Origin of the sequence: Pontibacter chinhatensis (genome assembly GCF_900113285.1) — a bacterium.
Classification (GTDB): Bacteria; Bacteroidota; Bacteroidia; order Cytophagales; family Hymenobacteraceae; genus Pontibacter; species Pontibacter chinhatensis.
The window spans coordinates 88,237-106,604 of the sequence record NZ_FOOT01000001.1 but is presented as its reverse complement, the minus strand read 5'-3'; the positions used below and the strand labels follow the sequence as shown (position 1 = coordinate 106,604).

Here is an 18,368-nt window from a genome sequence, read left to right as displayed (position 1 = left end):
GCTCCATCTGAGCCATCACAGCTCAACTCCGGCCTCCTTCAGCATTTTATACTTTGATTTATACTTCAAAAAGGTAAGAATTCAGCTTTTGCAGTTCATACTGCCAGTATAAAAGATAGAAGCCCCCACTACACTAGCAGGCCGATTTTGCCTAAGCTATACTTCTTCAGAAGAAAATATAAAAAAATATTGCGCAACCTATTAGCTGCACATAACTTGCAACCATTCAGTTGCGTATTATACTATATGAGGCGAGACGTATTTCAGGCCATAGCAGATCCTACCCGAAGAGCCATTATCGGGCTTATAGCGGTGCAGGCGATGACACCCAATGCCATCGCCGCGCATTTTAATAGCAGCAGACAAGCTGTGTCAAAGCACCTTCAGATACTGACCGAGTGCCAGTTGGTAAAGCAAGAGCAACAGGGAAGAGAAGTATACTACCATCTCGAAGCAAGCAAAATGAAAGAGGTGGATCAGTGGCTGGAGCAGTTCAGGAAGATATGGGAAGGCCGCTTCCAGGAGCTCGACAATGTGTTATCCACTTTAAAACAAAATAAACAATGAAAGAAGCCTTAGCATTTGACTTTTCTGTAGATAAGGAAAGCAAAACAATTACCGTAAAAAGAGAATTTGCAGCAGAGTTTGCGCTCGTGTGGGATGCCTACACCAAAAGTGAGCTTCTTGACCAGTGGTGGGCGCCCAAGCCATGGAAGGCAAAAACCAAAACGATGGACTTCAGGGAAGGCGGCTCGTGGCATTATGCCATGGTCGGGCCAGAAGGAGAAGAGCACTGGGCTTTGGCTAACTATAAGCGCATTCAGCCCCATAAAGGTTTTACCGTAGAGGACGCTTTTGCAGACGCAGAAGGCAACATCAACGAAGAATTGCCCCAATCGAGATGGGAAGTGACTTTCACTGGCAACGGCAATGTAACATTAGTAAAGAATATCATTACGTTCGATGACCTGGCACAATTGGAAACCACCATCCAAATGGGCTTCAAAGAGGGTCTGACCATGGCCATGGAAGGCCTGGATGAGTTGCTGGCTCAATGGCAGGGAGCAGCGGGAAAATAGCCGTATCTCGACGAGTTCTACTTTAAAAGTATAAAAAGGGTCCAAACAAGAAGAGACGCAGTGTGTGCGTCTCTTCTTGTTTGGCTGCTCCTGGTCGTTACTCGTAGCGCAACGACTCAATCGGATCAAGTTTGGAAGCTTTGTAAGCCGGGTAATACCCGGATACTACCCCAACCAGCACGCAGATTGTGAGGCCAGTGATAACCCATAGCCAGGGCACGAAAAAGCCGGAGCCTTCGGCAATCAGGGATGCGATGCCGTTGCCCATCAGTATACCGAGTAATATCCCCACCAGGCCACCTAGTACACAGATCACAATCGCCTCAATCAGGAACTGCTGGCGAATCTGGAAAGAGGTGGCACCAAGTGCCTTGCGAACACCAATTTCGCGGGTGCGCTCGTTTACCGAAACCATCATAATGTTCATCAGGCCCACAGAGGCACCCAGCAGGGTAATAAAACCAATCACACCGCCACCCAGCTTCAGGTAACCAGAGATCTCATCCAGACTTTGCACCAGCGAATCGGAACGGCGAATCTCAAAGGAATCCTCCTGCCCTAGGCCATCCTGCCGTATACTGCGCATTTTGCCTGTCGCCTCCCCCATCACATAGTTCAGCTCATCTGCTCTATAGATAGCTGTCTTGATATCGAAGTTAAGCAGGGCGTTGCCGTTGCGGGGAATTTGCCGACCAGTCTCGAGCGGAATTAGTATGCGTCTGTCGCTGCCGCCGCCCATGCTGCTCCCCTTTTTCTCTATCTGCCCTACAATTTTAAACCTGCGCCCCAGAAAGGTGATGTACTCGCCTATTGCGTCTTTGTCTTTAAATAGTGTTGTGGCTATTTCATCCCCTACCACGGCCACATTAATGCCCTGCTCCTGCTCAAAAACTGAGAAATCACGTCCTTTGGCCAGGTTCAGGTTGTTGTTGAGCATGTAGTTTTCGTCAACACCCACCACACTGATGTTGGGGTTAGTTTTCTCCGTCTGGCTTTTCACCACGGTGGCCCCCGAAATAAAGGCCGAGAGGCTCACGCGCGCGTCCCCCTCCATCATGCGCTTATACTGGGTAGCCTGCTCGTAGGTAATATTAGGGTATACCCGCTCTGTGCGGCCTCCCTGGCTTCCACGGTTATCCATCCCTTTCCTGCGGATGTCAAACGCGTTGGCACCCAGGTTAGAGAATGTCTGTGTTAGCGACTGCTTCATCCCGTCCACCGCCGTAAGTATACCCACCAACGACATGATGCCAATGGAGATGATTAGCCCCGTCAGGATGGTGCGCAGCAAGTTACTCTGGATTGCCCGGAGGCCCTCTAAAATGTTTTCGGCTAGGTTCATGGGTTGAAAAGATGTGCGCTTTTGTTTTCTTTTACGTTAAGTATAAAAATCGGCACGCTGCTTCTAAGTTAGTTGCATTTTCTGAAAAAAGAACCACTTTTATACAGTTATTGACTTTTTAAAGACCAAACAGATGTTTTTCCGTACCACCGCACTTCTACTTTGCCTCCTCACCTTCTGCCTGCCGGGTTGGGCCAGCACCATCCTGATTCCGATGGATGAGACGCAGAAGGATCACCTGAAGTCTTATGGTATGGCGTACTGGGTACTGGAGCAAAACATCCCTGTGGATTGGCTGCTGAACTACCGGGGGGGCAGTTTTGCCTTTAATCACATGCCGCAGCTGGAGAATGAGCTGATTGTGCGCGGCGTGAGCTATACCGTTATCTCGGACGCACAGTATAACGGCGTGCTCAGCGAAATCGGCAACCCGGAAGCCAACATGGACATCATGAAGCTGGAGAAGGTACCGAAAGTGGCGGTGTATACGCCGAAGTCTAAAATGCCCTGGGATGATGCCGTAACACTGGTTCTGACCTATGCCGAGATTCCCTATGATATTATTTACGACAAGGAGATTATAGAGGGCGCCCTGCCAAAGTATGATTGGCTGCACCTGCACCACGAGGACTTTACCGGGCAGTACGGCAAGTTCTACGCCAGCTACCGCCACTACCCCTGGTACCAGGAACAGCAACGCGAGTCGGAGGAATCTGCCGCTGAGCTGGGCTTTGCCAAGGTGTCTCAGCTAAAGTTAGGGGTGGTAAAGAAGATAAAGGAGTTTACCGCGGGCGGGGGTTTCCTGTTTGCCATGTGCTCGGCCACCGACACCTATGACATTGCCCTGGCCGCCGAAGGGGTGGACATTGTTGAGGCGATGTTTGATGGCGATGCCGCCGACCCGAATGCGCAGGAGAAGCTGGACTTCAGCCAGACTTTTGCGTTTCAGAACTTCCGGATTTCGCGCAACCCGCTGGAGTACGAGTACTCTGACATCGACATGCAGCCGCAGGAGCGGCCGGTAACGGAGGCCAACGATTTTTTTCAGCTCTTTACCTTCTCCGCCAAGTGGGACCCTATTCCGACGATGCTGACCCAGAACCACGCCAAAACCATCAAAGGCTTTATGGGTCAGACGACTGCCTTCCGAAACAGCCTGGTGAAGCCGGAGGTGGTGGTAATGGGTGAGAACAAGGAACTGGGCGAGATACGTTACATGCACGGCACCTACGGCCGCGGCACCTGGACCTTCTATGGCGGACACGACCCGGAGGATTATCAGCACCTGGTAGGCGAAGAGCCCACAGACCTGGCCCTGCACCCTAACTCGCCCGGCTACCGTCTCATCCTGAACAACATCCTGTTCCCGGCAGCCAAAAAGAAGAAGCAGAAAACGTGAGTTATAGTTTTGAGTTATGAGTTAAAAGTTAAGAGTCTAGCATACAATTATAAACTCTTAACTTTTAACTATACTTAGTGCATCCTGTCCGGGCGGGGCTCCAGGCTGCGAATGATATCGGCTTCTATGGCCAGCAATTCCTTCAGGCGGGCGTCTACTTCGTCAGCGGGCATGTATTCCTTGGCCAGCTTCACGAAGCTCACATAGTGCCCTGCCTCTGACACCATCAGCTCGTAATAGAATTTCTGCAGCTCCTCGTCCTGGATATTTTTCCAAAGCAGTTTAAAGCGCTCGCAGCTGCGGGCCTCGATCAGGGCGTTTACCAGCAAGTGATCCATGAGCTGCCGCTCGCGCTTGCCACCTTTGCGGATGTGCTTAGCCAGTTCCACTACGTATTCGTCGGGTCTGTTACGGCCCAGTTTATAGCCGCGCTTCTTCAGTTGTTCCATAACGCGCTCAAAATGGCTCCACTCCTCGGCCACCAGTTCCGTCATCTCGTCTACCAGGCGCTCCTTGTCGGGGTACTTCACAATCAGCGAGATACCAGACGTAGCCGCTTTCTGCTCACAGTAAGCATGGTCTACCAGGATTTCCTCAATGTTCTTCTCGGCGATATTTACCCAGCGCGGGTCGGTAGGCAGCTCCAGCCGAAGTATGGTTTTGGTTGGTTGTGTCGTGGACATGGGTAATTAATTTTGAATGAGAGGGTGAGTGAATGAGTGAATATTAGAAATGCTCTTCTAGAAGTATAATGTGAGGTGGCTGCGTGTTCAACTCTTCCTTACACTTCTGAGACTCTTAATCCACCTGCAGCAGTTCAGCCAATTAACAAGTTGCCAATATTAATCAAAGAACCTCCATGTTACCCCAAAGGTAAAGCTGCGGCGCAGGCCAGGGTATAACGGCGTCAGGAAGTATACTGGCTCAGTTAAGCCTTGGTTGATGTGGCTCATTTTCAGGAACACGTTTACCGTTTTGATGTCGGCGTTGAGGAAAGCCTCTGCCACCGGGTAGCCCTGCACGGCAAAGTTATCCTGCACATAGAATTGCTGAATAACCGGCATGTAGCCATAGCCATAGTACTCCGACATATAGGTACCCTGCACACCCAGTTGCACAAACAAGGCGTTCTTAAACAGAGGCCCCTGCAAGTATAACTTCGACTCCACCAGCCAATCCGGTGTCCGGATATACTTGGCTTCGTCGGTGTTGGTATAGACAACGTAATTATCAAAGTATAGCGGGCCAAAGTTGATCTTATGCGCCAGGCTGATACCCCAAAATCGCTGGTCGTCTTCATCCTGTTTGGGTATAACATTCTCGTTAAAGTAAATCCAGCGCCTTAAATCTGTAAAATGGCCATCCAGCTTCAGGTACTGGCGTTTACCGATTTTCTGATGAAGACCTGCCCCGATACGGTTTACCGCAATATTGGCCCAGTCCTTAGTCTCAATTTTGCCTTCCGTATCCCTCCACACAAAGTGGTTGCTCAGCATGAAACGCTGCACTCGTGAGGGTGAATAATTTACACGCTCAAGTGAGCCATAAACTCCCCCTATCCTGGCCATACCCTTGATGCGGTAATCACCGGCCAATTGGTACTCTGCGCTGCCCGTCAACTCCGCCAGTTCCTTATAGAATAGCCTGATATCCCCACCTATAAATACCTGAGTAAAGTTACCGTCTGTTTTAAATTCATCCCCTGGAACTACCTCCCGGTATACCGTTCCAGCCTGCACCGAATCTGGCAAAAGCGAAGCGGGAACCTGCTGAATAGCGCTATACTTAAGGCTTGCATTTCGTAACTTTACATATGCTTTATAAGACGAGAGCTTATTATTGCCTGTTAATCCAAAGGTGTTCTCCAGCTCCCTGTAATTCGTCGCATCGCGGGTGCGGGTGGTGTCAAATACAATACTTGGGTAAAGGTATGCAGCCGAGTCAACCAGACGTCTAGGCAAGGCGTCGTCAACATACTCGTTCTTCTGGCGGCCGAAATCAAAGGTGTGGTATACTTTCAGGTTTTCCTGGGCGAGACGGTAAATGTGCGTCAGGTGGAAGTTGTTTCTCGCTTCGTTGTTCAGGGCCTGGTTCAGGTAGACGGGTGCTTCCTCAAACTGCTCCAGTTCGCCTCTACCCCTGCCCCCAACCAAGGTCGTGTCCACGCCCCCTGTTTCTACCTGCTCCACTTTCATGGTCGTAAAGTTGAAGAAGAGATCATACTTCTCGTTCGTGGAGCGGTAGTGCGTAAAAACTTTCACAGACTGGTTGTCCAGAAAGTCGCGGAGTTGCCTGTTGCGCGAGGCGGGGCCTATTTGCTGGTTGGCGGATAAAATTTGGTAAGCGACGCCAAAGTTCCAGTTGGGGTTGATGTTGCGCGTATGCAGGGCCTCAAACACTGTTTCGCCGCGCCCGCCCTGCACATACTTTAAATGCGTGTAGGGTGAGCGGGTGTTGTAATATAGTGTTTTGTGAGGATCATAGGCATAGCGGTCAAAGATGTTTTTGCCCAACCGTACACCAATTTTCTCCGGCATCTGAAAAAAGATGGGAGTAGCTGCCGTGCCGATATTGCCCAGGTGCTGGTAGAAAGCCGTGTCGTTATACCAGTAGCGCTCGTTGTTGTGATTATTCAGCGACGTATCGATGGGCACCGCCTCATAACGCCCCATCAGCACATCCTGCTCATAGAACCTCAGAACCGTTTTAGGCCCGTAAAGCATCTTAGTGGTATCATCGATGATTTGGGCAAAGCTGACAGTGTTTACCAGCAGTAGGCCCAGCACTAAAAGTATAAAGGCGGATAGTTTTCTCTTCACGTCTCAAAAATAGTGAAATAATAATGTAAATCTGCAGCCTTAGGCTGGTAACAGCTGTTTTACGTGCCCCAGCACCAGCTTGTCAAACATATCACCGTCTGCCAGGAATTGTACCTCAATCGGCACAAAAAAGATGGGCAATTGCCTAGTAATGGCTTCCAAACCATCATCCGTCAGCTTCACAGCGTCCTTTCTGGTGGTCAGTACTGCGGCTCCTCTATAATCCTCCTGCTGCAGCAGTTCCTCCAGGTCCTGCAGGTCTTTGGAAGTATACGGGTGATGGTCAGGGTACGCGATATGCCGCAGCAACGTATAGCCCTGGCCGCTCAGGTATTTTTTAAGTGGCTCCGCATTGGCAATGCCCGTCAGCAGCAACACCTTCTGCCCCGGCTTTGCGCCAGACCCCACCGCCACAGGTGCTCCGTAGGTAAATGTAGAGAAAAAGACAGGAGTGCCTGCAGTGGTATACTGCGTCACCTGTTGCGCTATCTCCTCACGCTCCCGCTGCCCTAATTCCGCCGGGCACTTGCTAACAATAACAGCATCGGCACGCTTTGCCCCCGTTCTTGGCTCACGTAGCCTGCCGGCAGGAAGCACATGGTCCCTGTAGAAAGGCCGGTTGAAATCCGTTATCAGCAGGTTCAGCGAGGGTGCTACCGGCCGGTGTTGCATGGCATCGTCCAGCACCACTACCTGCAGCTCCGGCACCTGCTGCTGCAGCTGCTCTACCCCCTTCACGCGATCCTCGCACACAGCCACAGCAACGCCTTTAAAGTCAAGGTGGTATTGAAAGGGCTCATCTCCCAGTATCGAGGCCGTCACCGTATCATCGGCAAGTATAAACCCTTTGCTCTTTCGCTTGTAGCCCCGGCTTAGTGTGGCTACTTTGTACTGGTGCAGCAGGCGCAGCAGGTACTCTACGTGCGGGGTCTTGCCCGTGCCCCCCACGGTCAGGTTTCCGACAGCGATAACAGGTAGGCCGAACCGCCGCGACGGGCGCACTCCCTTGTCGTACGCCAGGTTGCGGAGCCGCATAATGCCCCCGTACAGCTGCGCGAAAGGCCAGAGTGGTATGTGCAGATATTTGTGCATGGTTTTGTAACGCGTGCAATTTACGTTAATTTTAACGAGCCGAAGGGTACAACGAAAGAGAAAAACTATGGCAAAGATACACGAGGTAACCGCACTTTTGGAGCAACTGGCCCCGCTCCGCTACCAGGAAAGCTACGACAATGCCGGTCTGCAGACTGGAGACGCCAACGCAGAAGTTACGGGCGTGCTGGTAACGCTGGACTGCACGGAGGCTGTACTGGAAGAGGCCATCGAGAACGGCTGTAACCTGGTGGTGGCCCATCACCCGATTATCTTTAAAGGATTAAAGCAACTGACAGGCCGCAGCTACGTGGAGCGCACCATCATCAAGGCTATTCAAAACAACATCGCCATTTATGCCAGCCACACCAACCTGGACAACGTGCTAAACGGGGTGAACACCAAAATTGCTGATAAACTTGGCTTGCAGCAGCAGCGGATACTGGTTAATAAGCCCAACACACTCATGCAACTGGTAACTTTTGTGCCCGCAGAGCATACGGAAGAGGTGCTGGCCGCCCTGCATGCGGCTGGCGCCGGGAACATCGGGGAGTATAGTGAATGCAGCTTCAGCGTTACCGGCACCGGCCGCTTTACGCCTTCGGAGCAGGCAAACCCCACGATAGGCGGTGCCAACATGCCGGAACAGGTGCAGGAAGACCGACTTGAGCTTTTGTTTCCGGCCGTGCTGCAGGGTAAAATCATGGCGGCACTAAAGCAGGCACACCCTTACGAGGAAGTGGCCCATTACCTTTATAACCTGGAGAACCAGAACCAGGAAGTGGGCATTGGCATGATTGGGGAACTGGAAAGGGAGCTGACAGAGCAGGAGTTTCTGGCTTACCTGAAGGAGAAAATGGGGCTACAGGGACTGCGTTATACTTCCATCGGGAGCAAAAAAGTGAAGCGTGTGGCCGTTTGCGGCGGTGCCGGAAGTTTCCTGATAAAAGACGCCCTGCGACAAGGGGCTGATGCGCTCGTAACCGGAGATGTAAAATACCACGAATTCTTCGATGCCGAGGGGAAATTGATGATTGCAGACATTGGCCACTACGAAAGCGAGGTATATACAAAGGAGATATTTTATGACGCTATTTCAAAAAGTTTTACTAATTTTGCAGTCTTAATATCGCAAGTAAACACTAACCCCGTCAGATACACTTTTTAATACATGGAAAGTACTGTAGCCAGCAAACTGGAAGCGTTATCCAAGCTTCAAAGCATCGATTCGCAGCTTGATGAAATTAAAAGAGTCAGAGGAGACCTGCCTGAAGAGGTTCAGGACCTGGAAGACGAAATTGAAGGCTATGAGGTGAGGGTTCGTAAGTTTGATGATGAGGTAGCTGCCCTGAACGATGCCATCGCGCAGCGCCGTCAGGCTATCAAAGATTCTGAAGGCCTTATCCGCAAGTACGAGGACCAGCAGCAGAACGTACGCAACAACCGTGAGTACGACGCCATCACAAAAGAAATTGAGCTTCAGAAACTGGAAATCCAGATCTCGGAGAAGAAGATAAAGGAAGCCCACTACCAGATAGAGCAGAAAAACTCTGAAATAGAAGAAACAAAGCACCGCCTGGAAGAGCGCCGCAAAGACCTGGAGAACAAGCAGAAGGAGCTGGAGCAGATTGTAGCGGAGAGCCAGGAGGAGGAGAAAAAACTGGAGGAAGAGCGTCAGGAGGCAGCCTCTGTGGTAGAAGATCGCCTTTTAAGCGCCTACAGCCGTATCCGCAAGAACGTGCGCAACGGCCTGGCCGTGGTAGCCGTGAAGCGTGACGCCTGCGGAGGTTGCTTTAACACCGTGCCGCCTCAGCGACAGGCTGACATTGCGGCTCAGAAGAAAATCATCGTTTGCGAGCACTGCGGTCGTATTCTGGCTGGCGTGGAGCTGCGTGCTTATTAATTTGTATCTATCTTGAGCGAATATCGCTTGCATACAACAAACCGAAAGAGGATGGCTAAACCCCATCCTTTTTTTTTGTTGCCGGCCCTCTGGCTCCTGAGCCATACCTTGTTCGCCTCCCCGACTATCTCCCCCCAGCACAATGCCATTTACCAGCAACTGCTGAGGCTGCAGGTTGCCCAGGCCCAAACACAACTAGAGCAGCAGGCGCAAAACAATGCCACTACCCTGCTGCTGGCCAACTACGCCGACTTCCTGGAGCTTTGCGTGCAGCAGGATCAGAGAAAGTATGCGCCACTGCTGGCGGCACAGGAAGCACGACTAGAGAAACTGGCAGACCTGCCAAAGGAAGTATGGCGCGACTATGCCCTGGCAGAAGTAAGACTTCAGCTTGGCATGTCTAAACTACTATTCGGAAACAGGTTATCTGCTGCATGGGATATCCGGAGAGCTTACCTGCAGTACCGCCAGAACGAACAGCAGTACCCGGACTTCATCGCCAACAAAAAGAACCTGGGGGTATTGCAGGTGCTCATCGGGTCTGTGCCGGACAAGTATAAATGGTTCCTGAACATCATCGGCCTGAAGGGAAGTATAAATCAGGGAGTGGCTAATTTAAAAGCAGCCTCCTCCAGCGACAACCCATTTTACCAGGAGGCCCGGTTGCTGCATGCCGTTATACTTCACCTGACTGATCCGGAGAAACGGGAGCAGGCCGTTCGGCAGGCAACCGCCTTGGCTAAGAAAGATTCCGACAACCTGTTGTTTCAGTTCGTGGCCATGCACCTGCTCAAGAAAACACAGGCCAGCGAGCAAGCTCTGCAAGTATACCTGCACCGTCCGCATGGGAGCGCTTACCTTACCTTCCCGTACCTGCACCACATGGCTGCCGATTTATACTTGTATCGCGCCGATTTTGACGCCTCTATCCAGGAGAACCGCAAGTTTCTGAAGCTGCATCAGGGGCAGCACTACCTTAAATCGGTCAACTATAAGCTATACCTGGCTTATGCACTAAGCAATCATAAGCCACAGGCACAGTGGCATTTTAAGCAAATAGCTGAAGTAGGCATTGAAGACACTGAAGAAGACCGCTATGCAGCCAAGTACGCCCAAAAACAGGAGGCCCTGGTAAAGCCGCTGATGCAGGCCCGTCTCCACTCCGATGGCGGGTACTTCCCGGAGGCGCTGCAGGCCCTGCAGCGGTTAAAACTTACTCCGGCCACACCGGCGGCTGTGCAGGCGGAGTATTTTTACCGCAAGGCCCGCATCTACCACGGCACCGACTCGCTGCAGCAGGCGCTTCCGCTATATAAGAGAGCCATCGAACTGTGCCAGGGCACCGATTTATACTTTGCCCCGAGCGCTGCCCTGCAGGCAGGTTATATTTACAAGGAGCTACATCAACCACAAAAAGCCAGGCTATACTTTAAGCAGGCAATCAGTTATAAAAACCACGAGTATAAAAACAGTGTCGACGCCAAAGCAAAACTGGCACTGGCGGCCATGCAAGGTTCATGAAGTATAAAATAGACATAAGGCTCACTGATTTACCGGTACCAGTGGCGGAGTTCCGGCTGAAGGCGCTGGCTTGGGCTGATGCGCATCCACTGGCGGCGTACTATACTTCCAACGGCATCGCCTACCCTCACCAAGGCTTTGAAGAAGTCCTGGCTGTTTCTGGCGGAGACATACTTCCGCTGCAGCAGGAAAACGCTTTTGAGGAGCTGCGCCGGCTCCTGGAAGCGCAACACCCGCTGCTGTGCGGCTTCCTGAGCTACGACCTTAAAAACCAGACCGAGCGCCTCAGCAGCCACAACCCGGATGGACTTGGCTTTCCCCTGCTGGCTTTCTTTGCCCCGAAAGTATACTTATACTTTAAATCAACAAGTATAAGTATCTATACTTTAGACAATAATTCATCTTTTATACTTGACAACATACTTGCCACTCCTACGCCCAAACCGGCTGCACCACAAAGTATAAAACTGCAGCAGCGGGTTTCCAGGGAGCAGTATGTAGCACAGGTGAAACGGGTACAGGAGCATATTTTAGAGGGTGATGTATATGAGCTGAACTACTGCATGGAGTTCTTTGCCGAGCAGGTGCGACTGCAACCTTTGGTGCTTTATTTGGCCCTGAACGCCGCTTCCCCCACTCCTTTTTCTGGTTACCTGAAGCTGCACGACAAGTACCTCCTTTGTGCCTCGCCGGAACGCTTTCTCAAAAAAGAAGGGCAGAAGCTGATATCGCAGCCAATTAAGGGCACCATTCGCCGGGGCAACACATCGGAGGAAGATCTACAGCTAAAGCACCGGCTCCGGCACGACGAAAAGGAACTGGCCGAAAACATGATGATCGTGGACCTGGTCCGTAACGATTTAAGCCGCTCCTGCGCCACCGGAACCGTGCACGTGGAAGAAATGTTCGGGATTTATGGCTTTCAGCAGGTCTGGCAGATGATTTCGACGGTGGCAGGCGAGCTGAAGCCAGAGAAGGACTTGGTGGACGCCTTAAGGGGTGCCTTTCCGATGGGAAGTATGACCGGAGCCCCTAAAATCAGCGCCATGCAACTGATTGAGGAATTAGAAGACTCCAGACGCGGGCTGTACTCCGGTGCCTTTGGCTACATCAAACCCAACGGCGATTGCGATTTTAATGTGGTGATCCGAAGTATACAGTACAACGCCAGTAACGGCTACCTCAGTTTTATGGTGGGAAGCGCCATCACCTACGACTCTGATCCGGAATTGGAGTATGAAGAGTGCCTGCTGAAGGCAAAAGCCATGTTCAAGGTGCTCTCTAATGAATAATCAATAATGAGTAATGATTAATAAGTGCTGATGTGCCGGGAAGGTTAAGAAGTCGATGAGCAGGCCAATTTAGACAGCCAGAAGCTGGGATTCTCCTTCCATATCAGTTCATTTCTCATTATTCATCCTTCATTATCAATTACTAATCACTTCTTCTCTGCCATTCTGTCACGTTTTTGAATTCATTATAGTATATTTGCAGCTATACTAACGTATTATGGAGCCAATAGTAGATTTAGACTTTATAGATAACCGCACACCGGAGCAGGCCGCAGCCGCTGCCAACTCCTGCGATACCAAAGTAACCGAGGAAACAAACACAGGTAAAAGCCGCAAACTATACATCGAGAGCTACGGCTGCCAGATGAACTTCTCCGACAGTGAGATTGTGTCGTCGATTATGTTTGATCAGGGTTTCGATACGACTTCCGACATCGAGCAGGCCGACCTGGTGTTTCTGAACACCTGCTCCATCCGCGAGAAGGCGGAGCAGACGGTGCGCAACCGTTTGGGCCAGATAAACTACTATAAGAAGAAAAAGCCGGAAATGATGGTGGGCATACTTGGCTGTATGGCCGAGCGCCTCAAAAAATCATTGCTGGAAGAGGAGAAAATCGTGGACCTGGTAGTAGGCCCGGACGCTTACCGCGACCTGCCGAACCTGGTGAACCATGTGGATGGCGGTCAAAAAGCCGTGAACGTACTCCTGTCGCGCGAGGAAACATATGCCGACATCAACCCGATTCGCCTGAACAGCAATGGCGTGAGCGCTTTCATCTCGATTATGCGCGGCTGCGATAACATGTGCTCTTTCTGCGTGGTGCCGTTTACCCGAGGCCGTGAACGCTCCCGCGACGCCCACTCGATTGTGCGAGAGGCAGAAGCATTGGTAGCGCAGGGCTATAAGGAAGTGACGCTGCTGGGCCAGAACGTGGACTCCTATAAATGGGCCTCTGAAGACGGCTCCGAAAATGTAAATTTTGCCCAGCTGCTGGAAAAGGTGGCTTTGGTATCGCCAGATCTGCGCGTGCGCTTCTCCACCTCCCACCCGAAAGACATTACCGACGAGGTGTTGTATACGATGAAAAAGTATGACAACATCTGCAAATACATCCACCTGCCGGCTCAGAGCGGAAACTCTCGAGTGCTGGAGCTTATGAACCGTACCTACGACCGCGATTGGTATATTAACCGCGTGGACGCCATCCGCCGCATATTGGGTGAAGACTGCGGTATCTCCTCGGATATGATTGCGGGCTTCTGCTCCGAAACTGAGGAAGAGCACCAGGACACGCTCTCGCTCATGGACTACGTGCAGTACGATTACTCCTACATGTTCTTCTACTCTGAGCGCCCCGGCACGCTGGCAGCGCGTAAACTGGAGGATGACGTACCGTTGGAGGTAAAAAAACGCCGCCTGCAGGAAATCATCGACAAGCAGCGCGAAACGTCGCACAACCGCAACAAGCGCGACGTAGGCAAGGTGCACAAGGTGCTGGTAGAGAACTTCTCTAAAAAATCTGACGAGTTCCTGAGTGGCCGCAACGACCAAAACAAGGTGGTTATCTTCCCGAAAAAGCACTACAAGAAAGGTGATTACGTGAACGTGTTTGTGAACGACTGTTCGGTAGGCACCCTGTTTGGCGAGGCGGTAGATTAGATTTGGAGATTTGGAAATGTGAGGATTTAAAAATAAAAGTCTTCACAACACCTCATCTTCAAATTTCCAAAAAGTCTAATCTTCAAATCTAAAACATGCGCAATATCGATATTCAAAGTATAAAACAACGATTCGGCATCATCGGCAACTCGCCCCTGCTGAATTATGCCATCCAGGTGGCCGCGCAGGTTGCCCCTACCGATATGACGGTGCTTATCACCGGCGAGAGCGGCAGCGGCAAGGAGTCCTTCTCCAAGATTATCCACCAGTTGAGCCCACGCAAGCATGGCCAGTTTATTGCCATCAACTGCGGCGCCATCCCTGAGGGTACCATCGACTCCGAATTGTTCGGTCACGAAAAGGGCTCTTTTACCGGTGCGCACGATACCCGCAAGGGTTATTTCGAGGTGACTGACGGCGGCACTATTTTCCTCGACGAGATCGGGGAAATGCCGCTGGGCACGCAGTCGCGCCTGCTGCGCGTGCTGGAAAACGGCGAATTCATTAAAGTTGGATCCTCCAAAGTACAGAAAACCGATGTGCGCGTGGTGGCAGCCACGAACGTGAACCTGCTGAAGGCGGTGGAGAAGGGCGAGTTCCGCGAAGACCTGTACTACCGACTGAACACGGTGCCGATTACGGTGCCCTCCCTCCGCGACCGCGGGGACGACATACATCTGCTCTTCCGCAAGTTTGCCGCCGACTTCTCTGAGAAGTATAAAATGCAGCCCATCCAGCTCACCCCGGAGGCGGTGCAGGAACTGCAGGCCTACCGCTGGCCCGGCAACATCCGCCAGCTGAAGAATATTGTCGAGCAGATTTCGGTGCTGGAGTTTGAACGCTTGGTAAATGCCGATACCCTGCGCCGCTACCTGCCCAAGGAGACCAGCTCCTCGCTGGCCGTGATCCAGCAGAAAGAGGGTTCTGGCGAGGGGGCTTTCTCCGAGCGTGATCTGCTCTACAAGGTGCTCTTCGACATGCGCCGCGATGTATCTGAACTTAAGAAGCTTGTTTTTAACATGCTGGCCCATCAGCCAAACGATGAAGACCTGCTGCGCGAGCACAGTCACTTGTTTGAGAACATGGAGCAGCCGCAGTTTAACGGGCGTTCCTACAAACCCGAGCCTGTGCAAAGCGAGCCGCTGTACCTGCCCATCAAGCAAAGCCCGACGCGGGAGTATGAGGAGGAAAAGGTGGAGGATATTCCGCACGAAACCGAGGAAGAAAGCCTTTCTTTGGAAGACAAGGAGCGCGAGCTGATTTTAAAGGCGCTGAAAAAGCACAATAACAAGCGCAAGTATGCCGCCCAGGACCTGGGCATATCGGAGCGCACCCTTTACCGCAAATTAAAGCAGTATGACATCGAAGATTAATTCCCGCTTTTTAGGCCAGATATTGCTGTTGCTGCTGTTTATAAGTAGCAGTGGCTGCGGCATCTATTCTTTTACCGGCACCAACCTCTCTCCGGATATCAGGACAATGTCCATTCAGAACATTGAGAACAGTACCGGAGAAGGGCCTTCTAACCTGACGCAGGTAGTGACCGACAACATGAAGGATTATTTCCGCCGCAACACCAACTTAACGATTGTGCAGAGCGAGGGAGACTTGCAATTAGCTGGTCAGATTGTTAGCTTTACCTACTCTCCGGCCGCCATTCAGCGCGACGGGCAGCAAGACATTGCCTCTCTTAACCGCTTAACGCTGGGCATTCAGATAAGATATGCCAACGTGAAGCAGCCAGAGAAGGATTTTGAGAGAACATTTACCATTTCGCAGGACTTCCCGCAGAACGTGGACGTCACCCAGCTTTCGACGGCGCAGATAGAACAGCTGACGGAGCAGTTGGTGGTAGATGTTTTCAACAAAACCGTGGCAGATTGGTAATGCCGTTTTTTCCGGAACCTAAGCAAGTATGAATAAATCGGCATTTTTACAACTGATCAAGCAGGCCTCCAGCATCTCCGACCAACAGACGGAAGAACTGGAGAAGGTGGCGGCTACCTTCCCCTACTGCCAGACGGCGCACCTGCTGCTGGCCAAGTCAGCCTACGACAAGGGAAGCATGCTCTCCACGCAGCGCCTGCGCAGGGCCTCTGCCTATGCCACTAACCGCCAACTGCTCAAGCGCATCATTTATACTTCACCGGTAGCCGAGCCGCAGTTTGATGAGGCCGCAGTGGAAGATCAGTACATAGCACAAGTCGAGGAACTTCCCGAAGCACCTACTGCACCTGCAGTAGCAGATGAACCTGAAGAACATAACATCGCTATTGTAGAAGAAGTTATACTTTCGGAGTCGCTTGCTGAACCGGAAGAAGTTGATCCTGTGCAGGCAGAAGTAGCAACTACTGAAAGTATAGCTGAGGCACCACTGGCAAGTATAAATAAGGAAGAGGAAGTTGAAGATGCCATAGTTCTGGAGGAGACCGAAGAGGAAAGTATAAAAAGCTCCTTCCCGGCTGACAAGGCCATTCTGGAGCAGCCTATGGAAAAGCTTGACTCCGAGCTTGCCCTGCTGCTTACCATAAAGAGCCTGAGCCCCTCCTTCACCGACCTGCTGGCCCAAAAGCCCGATGTAGACCCAGCACCGAACTTGCCAGTAGCCGAGCTGCCGCAGCAGACAATTCAGCAAGAGGTTATTGAGCCGCAGCAGGAAGAGGACACACCGGTACCCCAACCTGCTGATGACCTGGCTAGCATCATCGCAAAAGAGGCCGCTGCAGCAGCAAGCACTTATTATAGTATAGAAGACGCCGAAGAGGAGGCTGTTCCTACCCTGCCCCATGCGGAGCCGGAGGCAATAAGCCCGGAGCCTGAAGAAGCTGAGGTAAAGTATGCCTTCGATGAGATAGACATGATGTACCAGCAGGATGTGCTGGGATACTGGATGTCGTCGAGCCGGACGGGCGAGGTGCTGGTGTTGAAAGAAGAAAATGAGTTTGTGCGCGAGCGGCCTGCTGCTTTCCACCCAGAGCTTATACTTGAGTACAGCAAGGTGCATGGTCTCTTAAAGGTGGAAGACGACCGCACGCCTGCCCTGCACGAGCAGCAGGACATCATTGACCAGTTCCTGAAAATCAGCCCGCGCCTTAAAACGCTTAATAACATTAAGCTAAAGCCCGAGCCCCAGGAAGACTTGTCGCTGAAAAGCACCAAAATAAAGCGGGGAATCGCCTCCGAGAGCCTTGCCAACATCTTTGTAAAGCAGGGAAAGGCGAAGAAAGCCATCAAAATATATGAGCAACTCATTTTGAAATATCCGGAAAAAAAGAGTTACTTTGCCGAACAGATCGAAAAATTACAAAACATAAGCTAACATGTATATCGCCCTTATTAGTATCATTATCTTTATCTGCGTGCTGCTTGTATTGGTTGTACTTGCTCAGAACCCTAAGGGAGGCGGCCTCTCAAGCCAGTTTGGCGGTAGCACCAGCCAGCTAATGGGCGTAAAACGCACCGGCGACCTGCTCGAGAAACTGACATGGGGCTTTGCAATCGGCCTTGTGGTACTTACTTTAGCTACGCATATGCTGGGTAGCTCTGGAAGTGGAGCCGTAAGAAGCGTTAACGAGGAGCGTGCCCGCCAGTCCCAGTTACCGGCTGCCCCGGGAGCGCTGCCAGGTGCTGCCACTGACACGACTGCTGCCATACCAGGTGCCGGTGAAATCCCAACGATGATTGACACCGCTGCCGAGTAAAGACATATAGCCCATAGGGTGAAAAGCCGGTTCTGCCAAGAGCCGGCTTTTTTATTTGCTCCCCTCCTGCCGCAGTCTGACAGAATTACAAAAAAGTTCCTGGTAGTGGCAGAAAATGACAAACCTGACAGGGAAACGGGCGTTAGAGACTGAAAAATTGGCTTAAAATGGCAGCTTTGCTGCATTGGCACAGGAAATGATAATACACCGGTAGTTATTGTAGATTCATAACAACATAACATAACTAAATAACCAAAAACTATGTCGATCAACATCAAACCATTAGCAGACAGAGTGATTGTGGCTCCTGCTGCAGCAGAAGAAAAGACTAAGTCTGGTATCATTATTCCTGACACTGCTAAAGAGAAACCTCAGCGTGGAGAGGTGGTAGCCGTTGGTGAAGGCAAAGTATCAGAGCAAGGTGCCCTGATGAAGCCACAGGTTAACGTTGGCGATACCGTGTTGTACGGCAAGTATGCCGGTACGGAGATATCCATCGATGGCAATGATTACCTGATCATGCGCGAGTCTGACATCCTGGCTGTTCTCTAATCAACCCA

17 protein-coding genes are annotated in these 18,368 nt (G+C 51.4%); 13 read left to right on the top strand and 4 right to left on the bottom strand.

Going from position 1 to position 18,368, the window contains the following annotated elements:
• Window positions 1-246 precede the first annotated feature (246 nt).
• Both BM040_RS00445 and BM040_RS00440 read left to right on the top strand, forming a co-directional pair.
• On the top strand, window positions 247-567 hold the full coding sequence (locus BM040_RS00445; protein ID WP_092097949.1) for an ArsR/SmtB family transcription factor: 321 nt from the start codon (window positions 247-249) through the stop codon (window positions 565-567).
• Window positions 564-1,079: an SRPBCC family protein gene (locus tag BM040_RS00440; RefSeq protein WP_092097947.1), complete on the top strand. Its 516-nt coding sequence runs from the start codon at window positions 564-566 to the stop codon at window positions 1,077-1,079. Before BM040_RS00445 ends, BM040_RS00440 begins: the two co-directional genes overlap by 4 nt.
• A gap of 97 nt (window positions 1,080-1,176) precedes the next feature.
• On the opposite strand, the gene BM040_RS00435 is transcribed toward BM040_RS00440, so the two are convergent.
• The gene (locus tag BM040_RS00435) at window positions 1,177-2,421 is read right to left on the bottom strand and encodes an ABC transporter permease (RefSeq protein ID WP_092097945.1); all 1,245 of its coding nucleotides are present in this window, start codon (window positions 2,419-2,421) and stop codon (window positions 1,177-1,179) included.
• Between the two features lie 133 nt (window positions 2,422-2,554).
• Here BM040_RS00435 and BM040_RS00430 point away from each other — a divergent pair, with 133 nt between their 5' ends.
• The gene (locus tag BM040_RS00430) at window positions 2,555-3,820 is read left to right on the top strand and encodes an asparagine synthetase B (RefSeq protein ID WP_092097943.1); all 1,266 of its coding nucleotides are present in this window, start codon (window positions 2,555-2,557) and stop codon (window positions 3,818-3,820) included.
• A gap of 74 nt (window positions 3,821-3,894) precedes the next feature.
• Here the strand turns inward: BM040_RS00430 and miaE are convergent, their stop codons facing one another.
• The 3 genes from miaE to lpxK form a co-directional block, all read right to left on the bottom strand.
• A complete protein-coding gene (miaE, locus tag BM040_RS00425) occupies window positions 3,895-4,503 on the bottom strand; it encodes a MiaE family protein (RefSeq protein ID WP_092097941.1) in 609 nt (202 codons plus the stop codon).
• A gap of 159 nt (window positions 4,504-4,662) precedes the next feature.
• Window positions 4,663-6,639: a putative porin gene (locus BM040_RS00420; protein ID WP_139217733.1), complete on the bottom strand. Its 1,977-nt coding sequence runs from the start codon at window positions 6,637-6,639 to the stop codon at window positions 4,663-4,665.
• Between the two features lie 39 nt (window positions 6,640-6,678).
• Window positions 6,679-7,731, bottom strand: a complete 1,053-nt coding sequence (gene lpxK / locus BM040_RS00415; protein ID WP_092097937.1) for a tetraacyldisaccharide 4'-kinase — start codon at window positions 7,729-7,731, stop codon at window positions 6,679-6,681.
• Window positions 7,732-7,798: 67 nt separating this feature from the next.
• Here lpxK and BM040_RS00410 point away from each other — a divergent pair, with 67 nt between their 5' ends.
• The 10 genes from BM040_RS00410 to groES all read left to right on the top strand — a co-directional run bounded on the left by BM040_RS00410 (window position 7,799) and on the right by groES (window position 18,360).
• Window positions 7,799-8,899 (top strand): Nif3-like dinuclear metal center hexameric protein, encoded by a 1,101-nt coding sequence (locus tag BM040_RS00410; protein WP_092097935.1) that lies wholly within the window; start codon window positions 7,799-7,801, stop codon window positions 8,897-8,899.
• Between the two features lie 3 nt (window positions 8,900-8,902).
• Entirely contained in the window at window positions 8,903-9,634 is a 732-nt protein-coding gene (locus BM040_RS00405) for a zinc ribbon domain-containing protein (RefSeq protein ID WP_092097933.1), read from the top strand.
• A 51-nt stretch (window positions 9,635-9,685) separates the two neighbouring features.
• Window positions 9,686-11,155: a tetratricopeptide repeat protein gene (locus tag BM040_RS00400; protein WP_092097931.1), complete on the top strand. Its 1,470-nt coding sequence runs from the start codon at window positions 9,686-9,688 to the stop codon at window positions 11,153-11,155.
• Window positions 11,152-12,447, top strand: coding sequence for an aminodeoxychorismate synthase component I (pabB, locus tag BM040_RS00395; RefSeq protein ID WP_092097929.1), 1,296 nt, complete (start codon window positions 11,152-11,154; stop codon window positions 12,445-12,447). Before BM040_RS00400 ends, pabB begins: the two co-directional genes overlap by 4 nt.
• Before the next feature lie 217 nt (window positions 12,448-12,664).
• Entirely contained in the window at window positions 12,665-14,107 is a 1,443-nt protein-coding gene (gene miaB, locus BM040_RS00390; protein ID WP_092097927.1) for a tRNA (N6-isopentenyl adenosine(37)-C2)-methylthiotransferase MiaB, read from the top strand.
• A 95-nt stretch (window positions 14,108-14,202) separates the two neighbouring features.
• Entirely contained in the window at window positions 14,203-15,480 is a 1,278-nt protein-coding gene (locus BM040_RS00385; RefSeq protein ID WP_092097925.1) for a sigma-54 interaction domain-containing protein, read from the top strand.
• Window positions 15,464-15,994, top strand: coding sequence for an LPS assembly lipoprotein LptE (gene lptE / locus BM040_RS00380; protein WP_092097923.1), 531 nt, complete (start codon window positions 15,464-15,466; stop codon window positions 15,992-15,994). Before BM040_RS00385 ends, lptE begins: the two co-directional genes overlap by 17 nt.
• 28 nt (window positions 15,995-16,022) lie before the next feature.
• The gene (locus tag BM040_RS00375; protein WP_092097921.1) at window positions 16,023-17,426 is read left to right on the top strand and encodes a hypothetical protein; all 1,404 of its coding nucleotides are present in this window, start codon (window positions 16,023-16,025) and stop codon (window positions 17,424-17,426) included.
• Between the two features lies 1 nt (window position 17,427).
• Window positions 17,428-17,808 (top strand): preprotein translocase subunit SecG, encoded by a 381-nt coding sequence (secG, locus tag BM040_RS00370; RefSeq protein WP_092097919.1) that lies wholly within the window; start codon window positions 17,428-17,430, stop codon window positions 17,806-17,808.
• A gap of 261 nt (window positions 17,809-18,069) precedes the next feature.
• Entirely contained in the window at window positions 18,070-18,360 is a 291-nt protein-coding gene (gene groES / locus BM040_RS00365; RefSeq protein WP_092097918.1) for a co-chaperone GroES, read from the top strand.
• Window positions 18,361-18,368: the final 8 nt, after the last annotated feature.

What these genes read in the sequence shown, in the direction of transcription:
- BM040_RS00375 (WP_092097921.1), top strand. Translation starts at nt 16,023, where the DNA reads ATGAATAAATCGGCATTTTTACAACTGATCAAGCAGGCCTCCAGCATC.
- miaE (WP_092097941.1), bottom strand. Translation starts at nt 4,503, where the DNA reads ATGTCCACGACACAACCAACCAAAACCATACTTCGGCTGGAGCTGCCT.
- BM040_RS00435 (WP_092097945.1), bottom strand. Translation starts at nt 2,421, where the DNA reads ATGAACCTAGCCGAAAACATTTTAGAGGGCCTCCGGGCAATCCAGAGT.
- BM040_RS00410 (WP_092097935.1), top strand. Translation starts at nt 7,799, where the DNA reads ATGGCAAAGATACACGAGGTAACCGCACTTTTGGAGCAACTGGCCCCG.
- BM040_RS00405 (WP_092097933.1), top strand. Translation starts at nt 8,903, where the DNA reads ATGGAAAGTACTGTAGCCAGCAAACTGGAAGCGTTATCCAAGCTTCAA.
- BM040_RS00445 (WP_092097949.1), top strand. Translation starts at nt 247, where the DNA reads ATGAGGCGAGACGTATTTCAGGCCATAGCAGATCCTACCCGAAGAGCC.
- lptE (WP_092097923.1), top strand. Translation starts at nt 15,464, where the DNA reads ATGACATCGAAGATTAATTCCCGCTTTTTAGGCCAGATATTGCTGTTG.
- BM040_RS00385 (WP_092097925.1), top strand. Translation starts at nt 14,203, where the DNA reads ATGCGCAATATCGATATTCAAAGTATAAAACAACGATTCGGCATCATC.
- secG (WP_092097919.1), top strand. Translation starts at nt 17,428, where the DNA reads ATGTATATCGCCCTTATTAGTATCATTATCTTTATCTGCGTGCTGCTT.
- groES (WP_092097918.1), top strand. Translation starts at nt 18,070, where the DNA reads ATGTCGATCAACATCAAACCATTAGCAGACAGAGTGATTGTGGCTCCT.
- BM040_RS00440 (WP_092097947.1), top strand. Translation starts at nt 564, where the DNA reads ATGAAAGAAGCCTTAGCATTTGACTTTTCTGTAGATAAGGAAAGCAAA.
- lpxK (WP_092097937.1), bottom strand. Translation starts at nt 7,731, where the DNA reads ATGCACAAATATCTGCACATACCACTCTGGCCTTTCGCGCAGCTGTAC.
- miaB (WP_092097927.1), top strand. Translation starts at nt 12,665, where the DNA reads ATGGAGCCAATAGTAGATTTAGACTTTATAGATAACCGCACACCGGAG.
- BM040_RS00430 (WP_092097943.1), top strand. Translation starts at nt 2,555, where the DNA reads ATGTTTTTCCGTACCACCGCACTTCTACTTTGCCTCCTCACCTTCTGC.
- BM040_RS00400 (WP_092097931.1), top strand. Translation starts at nt 9,686, where the DNA reads ATGGCTAAACCCCATCCTTTTTTTTTGTTGCCGGCCCTCTGGCTCCTG.
- pabB (WP_092097929.1), top strand. Translation starts at nt 11,152, where the DNA reads ATGAAGTATAAAATAGACATAAGGCTCACTGATTTACCGGTACCAGTG.